Source organism: Microbacterium sp. B19, assembly GCF_000333395.1.
In the GTDB taxonomy this organism is placed as follows: Bacteria; Actinomycetota; Actinomycetes; order Actinomycetales; family Microbacteriaceae; genus Microbacterium.
In genome coordinates this window covers 1-1296 of record NZ_BADA01000002.1, presented here as the reverse complement: position 1 = coordinate 1296, position 1296 = coordinate 1, and the positions used below count along the sequence as shown (strand labels likewise).

1 protein-coding gene and 1 pseudogene are annotated in these 1296 nt (G+C 67.0%); both read right to left on the bottom strand.

The features are described 5' to 3' along the window. On the bottom strand, window positions 1–649 hold a 649-nt coding region (locus I5G_RS00025), incomplete at its 3' end, for an LLM class flavin-dependent oxidoreductase (RefSeq protein WP_026095520.1). Window positions 650–866: 217 nt separating this feature from the next. Beyond that, a pseudogene (locus tag I5G_RS24240) lies at window positions 867–1296 on the bottom strand (Dyp-type peroxidase); the annotation flags it as partial.

Here is a 1296-nt window from a genome sequence, read left to right as displayed (position 1 = left end):
GGTACAGCATGATCAGCCGCTGGTAGTGCTCCTTGGGCCAGAAGATGTTGTTCGCGAAGAAACCGTTGCCGTAGAAGGCGGCCTGCTCGGCGATCTCGGGCGTGCGGATCGAGCCGTGCCAGACGAACGGGGGAACGCCGTCCAGCGGACGCGGGGTCGAGGTGAAGCCCTGCAGCGGCGTGCGGAACTTGCCCTCCCAGTCGACGACGTCCTCACGCCACAGCTTGTGGAGCAGGTCGTAGTTCTCGATGGTCAGCGGCAGGCCCTGACGGATGTCCTTGCCGAACCACGGGTAGACCGGGCCGGTGTTTCCGCGGCCGAGCATGAGGTCGGCGCGTCCGCCCGACACGTGCTGCAGCATCGCGAAGTCTTCGGCGATCTTCACCGGGTCGTTCGTGGTGATGAGGGTCGTGGAGGTCGTGAGGATCAGGCGCTCGGTCTGGGCCGCGATGTACGCGAGCGTCGTGGTGGGCGACGACGACCAGAACGGCGGGTTGTGGTGCTCGCCGAGCGCGAAGACGTCCAGCCCCACCTCTTCGGTGTGCTTCGCGATCGTGAGCGTGTCCTTGATGCGCTGGGCTTCGCTCGGGGTCTTGCCGGTGGTCGGGTCCTGGGTGATGTCGCTCACCGTCATGACACCGAACTGCATCCCGGGCCAGTTGTTCGTCTCGTTCACGATGCCCCTCCTGTTTGTATGCATCTGAATATACATCGTGAAACGCAGAACCGCGAGATCTATTCCCGGGCCCGGCATCCGGTCCCGGCATCCGGTCCCGCATCCCCGGCATAAACGCCCCAGCTCAGCAGAAACGCTCGGACGCGGCGTTTCCGCCGAGCCCGAGCGTTTATGTGAGAGAGCCGCCGCCTCAGACGCCGAGGAGCCCCGCGCCGATCGACGCGCCGGCCTTCGGCGCGGGCGGCACGGCCCACAGGCCGGAACCGACGTGCTTGAGGTACTCCCCCATCGCGTCCGTGGCCAGGGACTTCTGCAGCGTGACGAAGCGGTCGGGGCTCCGCTGGAACGACAGGAAGAACAGACCCGCGTTCAGCCGCCCGAGGTCGGTGGTGCCGTCGACGAAGTTGTAGCCGCGACGGAGGATCCGGATGCCGTTGTTCATGTCGGGATGCGCCAGTCGCACATGGCTGCGGGCGTCGATGCGGGGTTTGCCCGTGGCATCGTCGCGGTGAAGTCCGGTGCCGCGAACTCGTCGCCACCGGAGAGCGGCGCGCCCTGCGCCTTGTCGCGCCCGACGACCGGTCCTGCTCGGGGAGCCGCGTCCGGTCCACGTCTCGATG